Raw genomic sequence first — 7,664 nt, 5'->3', positions numbered from 1 at the left:
CGATGTTGCGCAGTCGTTGGATATGGAAAAACTCAAAAGCCCCGATTACGAATTGCGCGTGGAAGCCAGGGTGCGCCCCAGCCATTCGCCGCGCCGGGTTAATTTTATGATCAACACGCAACGCTCAACTGACTTCCACGAACACTTGCGTGAGTATGACCTCGAGCAGAATTCTGATTGGCACCTTATCAGTATGACTACACGCAACCTTGATGCGGTGCCTGGCGATCAGGTGAATGTTCAACTTGGAGTCACAGATTGGGGCCCGGGAGAATATTATCTGGATATTGATTATTACCGCGCCCAAGTCGTAAAAGTGAAGGATGCAAAACCTGATGTGGGCGAACCACTTATTTATCATCCGCCGGTTCCACCGCTCGATACTTTCAAAGAACACCTGCGCGTAAAACACGACGCCGTGATTAACCCGGCCTTTCCAACGGTTAATTTTAATAACTGGCAATCGGATGGTGTGCGCGTGCTTACCGTTAGCGCGGATCAATATCCCTTGTTGCGCTGGGATCTGCAACCTTACCGCGGAAAAAAGGCTGATGGTGCAGGCGTACTGGAACTCACCACTCAATCAGTACAGCAAGGTGGGAATTACGTTGCCGCATTAGGTGAAGATTTTGGTATTGAGTTTGATAAAGTGCGGGTAATTGAAATTTTTGGCGGCGATGCAAATTGGCAACAAGCCAGCGTGACCTTTGCCAATTTTACGCAAGGGAAAGATTTGCAATCCTTGCTTAACGGCCAAATGATTTTTGATACAGAGGTAACGCAAGCGGGCGGAAAAACCTTAGTCACCATTCCGCGCCCCGTATTGCAGCGAATGTTCGATGGCACCACACGCGGGCTTTTGTTGAAACCGCTCGGCGCGCTGGAAGTATCGTTTTACGATTCGGAACATGGCGATGGCAACCGCGCGCCCACGTTGCACTTCAGTACTCGCGCTCAATAAAACATTCAAACCAATTCAGGACGTTGTGTTTCTCGCAGAAAAGTCTCACAAAAATTATTACCCGGATGTTGACCAAATAGGTTTTTCTTCAAAAAAAATGCCGGGATCATTTCTGATCCCGGCAATTTTTTTGGTCAGGCGAATGGTTAGGCCGCCTGGTTTAGTCCTAGTTACCGCTCAGTGCATCAGCGAAGCCTTGTAGTGCAGGCTTTGGACTCATGTCGTTGAAGAAGAATAGTGACCAGTCTGGACGGCCATAGAGCGAGTTAATCCAGCTATCAACATCGGCAACGCCCCAAACGGTAATGCCGCCACGCTGCTCAGCGGGTACCACCTCGAGGTAGGCTTCAACAATGCCTTTAATTAACGCTTTGTGCTGGTCGGCGCGCGCTGGAGTGTAGGCGTTAGCTGATAGTGGCGGATCTACGTAATTTAAGCGTACGTCCAGTTCGGTAATTTTAACTTTGATCGCCGGGCGAATATCTGCCACTAATTTCAGATGCTCACGGATGGTGGCGACGTTAGCGTTGCCCCACACGTGCATTTGGAAACCAACACCATCGATAGGAATATTGCGCGCTTGGAAATCCTCTACCATCGCGACCACTGCATCCAATTTCGGCCGGTTCCATTCAGTGCTGAAGTCGTTGTAATACAGATCGGCGTTAGGAGCGGCCGCGTGGGCAGCTTTGAACGCTTCTTCAATAAATTCCGGGCCAATATTGGTGTACCACACGGAAGATCCGGTATTTGCTGCTGAACCGCGATAACGACCGCCCGCGTCTTCGAAAGCTTCGTTTACCACGTCCCAACTAACGACTGACTGGCGCGCGGCAAAGTGACTAGCCACGGTAGAGACATGCGTTCTCAATACGTCTAACCATTGGTCTTTGGTGCCCGAGAAGTTTTGCATCCAGTTTGGAATTTGGTTGTGCCACAGCAACGTATGACCATGCACCTTCAAACCATTAGCTTCAGCAAAGTCGATAAGGGCGTCTGCATCACCGAAGGAGAACTGACCTTGGGTCGGTTGCAGAAAGCTGGGCTTCATAATGTTTTCTGCTGTCAGCTGATTGAAGTGCTGAGTCACGACGGTTTGGCGCGGGATGTTAGTCAGCGGGCTGATCGCAGAATTACCTGCTGCCACAGCAACACCAATTGGCATATTGCCGGGGCTCAGGCTGCGGAGGCTCTCAACCGTGACAGGCGAATATTCGTAAGTGATGGATTCCACTTTGGTGAAAGAGAAATCATCGACGTAAATAGTCGCGCCTACGTTTGCTGCGAGAGAAAAATGAACCGGCAATCGCAATAGCGTATCGTCCGTACTGGTGGTGACTTCGATACTGACCTCTTGCCATTCACCGCTCAGGGTGACATTGCTACGGGCACGCTCAGCGTAAGCTGGAGCGGGAGTGCCGACGGTGAAATTGGCTTGCGCGCCGGCAGGGCCTTTTACCCAGGCTTTGTAGGCGTAAATGCTGCCACCAACTACCGGAATGCCTCCGTTATTGAGCCCGGTATGAGTGGTTTCTATCGACCAGGGGTTAGCGCCGATCGTGTTGATGGCGACCTCCAGGGCTCGATTGCCGCTGTGCACATTGGATGGTTGATTAGCCGCGCTAATAACTTGAATTACCGCGGTGCCTTCATTGTTTGCCAAAGACCAATTCGCGGGCGCGGTGCTGCCTGCTTCCGAGTCTTCAAAGCCGCCGTTTTCGGCCAGCTCAATCACTACTGGTGTCGAACTTGAGCTGGCGCTAGATATGCTGGAGGTAATGGCGGAGGAAGATATTGAGCTCATGTCCGTTGATGAAGACACTGAACTCACGGCCGATGATAGGGAAGCCGCCGAACTCGACAACATCGAACTGACGACCGACGAACTGGAGGATTTGGACCCGGAGCCGGACCCGCCACCGCAGGCGGTCAGGGCCAGTAGAACGGCTAATAAGCTGCAACGATTAATATTCATAGTGATCACTCTCTTATGGTTTTTAGGAAATCTAGCTTCAAGATCGCAGGCTCGGCATCTGGGACGATGTAAGTGGTGTCGCATCCGGAATTGTGACTTATTGTATAGTTGACCATATGTTTGGTAAATCGTTCGCCCACAAACGATGAGGCTGGCGCCATTAACCGAGATGCTGTGCTCAAAATATTGGCGCGCGACGTCTGATTGAACGGAACTTTGCGCCGTAAGTCTTGCAATGACAGCCAGTCGGTACGCAGATCGCAACTCTCTGCCGCAACTCTCTGCCGCAACTCTCTGCGTGCAACGCGGGATCAATACCCGTTAAGCTGCGACCCTATTAAGCTGCTAACCCATGTTTAAATTCTGGCGCCACGATTGCGCCCTTATCTACGAGATGTGACTCCATGTTAAACCCCGCACAAACACGCGCCCCGCGTGCGCTCATCGTCGCTGTGCAATTAGACGGTGTTGACGATACTGAATTTAACTCGTCGTTGGCGGAATTGGGCGAGTTGGCAAAAACCCTGGGTTTGGAGGTGGTAGGGCAATTTACGCAAAAGCGTGCGGCGTTCGATTCGACGGCGTATATGGGTGTTGGTAAGCGCGAGGAGATTCGGCAATTCGTGCAGGAGCAACAAGATGCCTCGAATGGCCGTGCGCAAGTTGATCCGCACGCGGTGAGTCAGGCGGTGGATTATATTCTTGTCGATCATGAAATCTCGCCGTCGCAAGCGCTTAACCTTGAAAATGAAGTCGGTTGTGAGGTGATGGATCGCACCGTTGTCATCCTCGAAATTTTTCATCGCAACGCCAGTTCACACGCCGCCAGAATTCAAGTTGAAATCGCGCGACTGACTTATATGGCGCCGCGTTTGCGTGAAGCGGCGAAACGCGAGGGACCATCAGGGCGGCAGCGCAGTGGTGTGGGTGGTCGTGGTTCGGGTCAGTCGCGCAGTGAAATCGATAGCCGTAAAGTGCGCGACCGAATTGCCGAGCTGCAAAAAGAAATTGATGCGATGGAGGCGGGGCGTGAAACCCAGCGCGCGCAACGGCAGGGGCAAACCGGATTGGCGCAGGTGGCGTTGGTTGGTTATACCAACGCGGGTAAATCTACTTTAATGCGCGCATTGACCGGCAACGAGGTATTAGTGGCCAATAAACTCTTCGCCACGCTCGACACCAAAGTGCGCACCTTACAGCCGGACACTGTGCCTAAAGTATTGGTGAGTGATACCGTGGGTTTTATCAAAAATTTGCCGCATGGTTTAGTCGCCTCGTTTAAATCAACGCTGGACGAAGCGCTCAATGCATCACTGCTGTTGCACGTTATCGACGCGGGCGATACCGGGTATGAGGCGCAGATTGAGGTTACCGATAAAGTATTGGCCGAGATTGGTGCTGATACAGTGCCGCGCATTCGCGTGTTTAATAAAATTGATTATCTACAGGATGCCGAGGCGCAAGCCGAGCGAATTGCCGAGCTACAAGCGAGTTATCCCGGTTGTATTGTGTTGAGTGCGCAGCGCGACGAGGATATAAAAAAGTTGCATCAAACGATTGTGCAATTTTTTCAAAAAGATCTGGTTGAAACCGAGATTTTTTTGCCTTGGTCGGCGCAAGAATTACGCGGCGAGATATTTGCGTCGTGCAATGTGCTGGAAGAGCGCGCTGATGCGACTGGTGCATTTTTTCGCCTGCGCGCCGCACCGGATATGGTTGCCAAACTGAGCAAACTCGCAGACGATGCCGGTTCAAATCGAGCGAGATAATATCCGTCACACGTACATACGCAAAAATTAACTATGCAATCAGACCCTAAAAAACTGGTAGAGAAAAACAGCAGCCTCAATCATTCCGACTTGTTGAAAGTGGTATCCCATGTTCAACGTGAGCAAGGCGAATGGATTTTACATACGCTAATGGTGGAGGGGTGCGACGTCCCATTTAAGTTCAAGCGCAAGGGTAAATACCTGAGTTTAAAGGGTGCCCGGGTAAACATTACCTACTACCCGGAACAGCAAGTTGTTGCGGGCATTACATTTGAAGTGATGAAAGTGGTGCGTATTAAACGAGGGTGATCAGCGCCCGGTTTCAGGCCAGGTTTTAAGGCTTAACAATCACCAATTGAATGCTACCCACTTTAAAACCCCATTTGCGCAACGTAGATTCATTCAGCAGCGTTTTGCTATCGACCTGCCACATCCAATCGTCTACCTTCAGTTGCAGCGGCGAGCCTTTGTAATTGATCTCCAGCACATAATTGAGTTGCATGGCATTGCCGCTGACTTGTGCCTTGCCAGTGCCGATCACATCGCCCGCGGTTGCTGCGTAGCCATCGGCGGTAGGAGTTAGGGTCCAGTTGCGATATTGGACTTCACCGTCATCAAAAATAAATTTTTCTTCCAGCGTACCTACCCCATCTTTCCAGTAGGCGGTGATACTCGCGTTGAAGTAGCGTGTGACTTTACCGCTGCGGTCTTTGAGTACACCGTGGGCGCTTAGCTGCCCATTAAAGAACGTCTGCGGAACAAGGGCAGGTTGGTTGCTGGCGTAGTCATCAATCGATGTGGTGGAGCAGGAGGTGAGCATAAGCATCAGGCCTGATACAAACAGCATTTTCCAGTGGACAGACATGGATAGGCGCCTTGAGAACATGGATCCCCATAGCTTGCATGAGGTTGGGTTAGCTAAACATATTGGTTAAATACGCTTGCTCCAGGTTGAAGGATCATTTTTTTGATTCATTTGCCTTATTCGTTTGCTGGAAAACACCGCCCAATAAAAAAACGCCGACATGCAACCATGCCGGCGTTTTTGTTTATTTACACCAATTGAATAGTGTTAGGGCGTTATTGTGATGTACCCCGGGTGACAAAATAACCTGCCAGTCCAACCAGCCGATCCAGCGCGTAGCCAATCAGACCGACGTAAATCAGCGCGAGAATAATGTCGCTAATGCGCGATGAATTCCATGCATCCCAAATAAAGAATCCAATACCTACACCGCCCACAAGCATTTCCGCAGCGATAATCGCCAACCAGGATAAACCGATACCAATGCGCAAGCCGGAGAAGATATAGGGTGCAGCCGCGGGCAACATGATTTTGTAAAAATATTGCCAGCCATTTAACCGCACTACGCGCGCAACGTTGCGATAGTCCATAGGGATATTGCGCACGCCCACCGAGGTGTTAATGATGATGGGCCAAATGGAGGTAATAAAAATCACAAACAGAGCCGAGGGTTGGCTGTCCTGAAATCCCGCCAACGACAGCGGCAACCACGCGAGTGGTGGCACAGTGCGCAAGACTTGGAATAGTGGATCAAGCCCGCGCATCGCCCATAGGGATTGGCCGACCAGAATACCCAGCGCTACACCGGCAATGACCGCCAATGTATAGCCAATTGCCACCCGCTGCAGACTTGCCAACAATTGCCAACCCATTCCGACGTCGGTACCACCGTTATCGTAAAACGGGTTTTCAATTAAATAGCGCGTCTCTTCAAACACGGTAGTGGCCGAAGGAAGATTGGAGTCGGGGCGCGAGCAAGTAATTTGCCATATCGCCACCAATACACTGATGACAACAACAGCGGGAACTACCCGCACCATCAAATAGTGTCCAAAATCTTTAACACGCTGCATCATGCTGCGTGACTCCTCGCTCAGCCCGTTGCTGGTGATACTGGATTCGGCCATGGTAAATACTCCGCGTTACGCCATGTTTTTAATCGCAAGGCTATCGAGATAGGCTTTTGGATTGGCAGGGTCAAACACTTTGCCATCAAAAAACTTTTCTACACCGCGCGATGTACTAGTGGGAATTTCTGCTGCAGGGACTTTGATCGCTGCCGCCGCTGCGCGCCATAAATCCTCGCGGTTTACTTTATCGACCAGTGCATTAATGTCGGTACTCGCGGGTAAGTAACCCCAGCGAATATCTTCAGTAATAAACCAGGCGTCGTGGCTCTTGAACGGATAAGATGCAAAATCTTTCCAGTAACGCATTTGCTCCGGGCTGTTCTCTACGACGCGGCCGGTGCCGTAATCAAAATTACCTTTCATGCGCTCAATAACATCATTAAAAGGTGCTCCTATCCATTTGCGGTCGGAACAAATTTTTGCCACTTCCTCGCGATTCTCCGGCTTCTCGCAAAACATTTGCGCTTCCATCACGGCCATCAATAACGCTTGGGTAGCGTTAGGATTTTTTTCAATCCAGTCGCTGCGCATAGCAAACGCCTTTTCCGGATGGTTGTGCCAAAGTTCACCAGTGGTTAGTGCTGTGTAACCAATTTTTTGGTTAATTAATTGCTCATTCCAGGGTTCGCACACACAGAAGGTATCCATGTTACCCACTTTCATATTGGCAACCATTTGTGCGGGTGGTACTACGATGGTGGAAATATCTTTGTTAGGGTCAATGCCTGCAGCGGAGAGCCAATAACGCATCCATAAATCATGGGTGCCGCCGGGGAAGGTCACCGCAGCGTTAACGGTTTTGCCCGATGCTTTTTTTGCAGCCAAGGCTTCTTTAAAACCTTTGGCGGTAACGTCCAGTTTCAGACCGGCATACTCTTTACCTACAGAAATACATTGGCCGCTTAAATTCAAACGCGCGAGTATCGACATAGGAACCGGTTGATTATTTGCGGTCATAGCACCGGTAGAAATTAAATAGGGCATAGGCGATAAAATGTGCGCGCCGTCGATCCCATTATTAGCA

At 50.5% G+C, this 7,664-nt stretch carries 7 protein-coding genes; 3 read left to right on the top strand and 4 right to left on the bottom strand.

The genetic code is table 11. From position 1 onward, the window contains the following. The coding region (locus ACWA6V_RS08705) for a hypothetical protein (protein WP_449522116.1) at positions 1-961 on the top strand (961 nt) is incomplete at its 5' end. 166 nt (positions 962-1,127) lie between these two features. Here the strand turns inward: ACWA6V_RS08705 and ACWA6V_RS08700 are convergent. After that, positions 1,128-2,936 carry an endo-1,4-beta-xylanase gene (locus ACWA6V_RS08700; RefSeq protein WP_449522115.1) on the bottom strand — a complete coding sequence of 603 codons (1,809 nt, stop codon included), beginning with the start codon at positions 2,934-2,936 and terminating at the stop codon, positions 1,128-1,130. 404 nt (positions 2,937-3,340) lie between these two features. Between ACWA6V_RS08700 and hflX the strand changes: the two genes are divergently transcribed. After that, entirely contained in the window at positions 3,341-4,705 is a 1,365-nt protein-coding gene (gene hflX, locus ACWA6V_RS08695; RefSeq protein ID WP_449522114.1) for a GTPase HflX, read from the top strand. A 33-nt stretch (positions 4,706-4,738) separates the two neighbouring features. Further along, entirely contained in the window at positions 4,739-5,014 is a 276-nt protein-coding gene (locus ACWA6V_RS08690) for a hypothetical protein (RefSeq protein WP_449522113.1), read from the top strand. A 25-nt stretch (positions 5,015-5,039) separates the two neighbouring features. On the opposite strand, the gene ACWA6V_RS08685 is transcribed toward ACWA6V_RS08690, so the two are convergent. From ACWA6V_RS08685 to ACWA6V_RS08675, 3 genes are all read right to left on the bottom strand, one after another. Then, positions 5,040-5,570, bottom strand: a complete 531-nt coding sequence (locus ACWA6V_RS08685) for a DUF3833 domain-containing protein (RefSeq protein ID WP_449522112.1) — start codon at positions 5,568-5,570, stop codon at positions 5,040-5,042. 215 nt (positions 5,571-5,785) lie between these two features. Then, positions 5,786-6,637 carry a nitrate ABC transporter permease gene (gene ntrB, locus ACWA6V_RS08680; RefSeq protein WP_449522111.1) on the bottom strand — a complete coding sequence of 284 codons (852 nt, stop codon included), beginning with the start codon at positions 6,635-6,637 and terminating at the stop codon, positions 5,786-5,788. A 15-nt stretch (positions 6,638-6,652) separates the two neighbouring features. After that, positions 6,653-7,664, bottom strand: a 1,012-nt coding sequence (locus ACWA6V_RS08675; RefSeq protein WP_449522110.1) for a CmpA/NrtA family ABC transporter substrate-binding protein, incomplete at its 5' end; no start/stop codon positions are given.

It is taken from the genome of Cellvibrio sp. (assembly GCF_053579595.1).
This window is presented reverse-complemented; position numbering and strand designations above follow the sequence as displayed.

Bases quoted from the DNA above. Each gene is read 5' to 3' on its own strand.
- ACWA6V_RS08700 (WP_449522115.1), bottom strand. From the start codon at position 2,936: ATGAATATTAATCGTTGCAGCTTATTAGCCGTTCTACTGGCCCTGACC.
- hflX (WP_449522114.1), top strand. From the start codon at position 3,341: ATGTTAAACCCCGCACAAACACGCGCCCCGCGTGCGCTCATCGTCGCT.
- ACWA6V_RS08690 (WP_449522113.1), top strand. From the start codon at position 4,739: ATGCAATCAGACCCTAAAAAACTGGTAGAGAAAAACAGCAGCCTCAAT.
- ACWA6V_RS08685 (WP_449522112.1), bottom strand. From the start codon at position 5,570: ATGTCTGTCCACTGGAAAATGCTGTTTGTATCAGGCCTGATGCTTATG.
- ntrB (WP_449522111.1), bottom strand. From the start codon at position 6,637: ATGGCCGAATCCAGTATCACCAGCAACGGGCTGAGCGAGGAGTCACGC.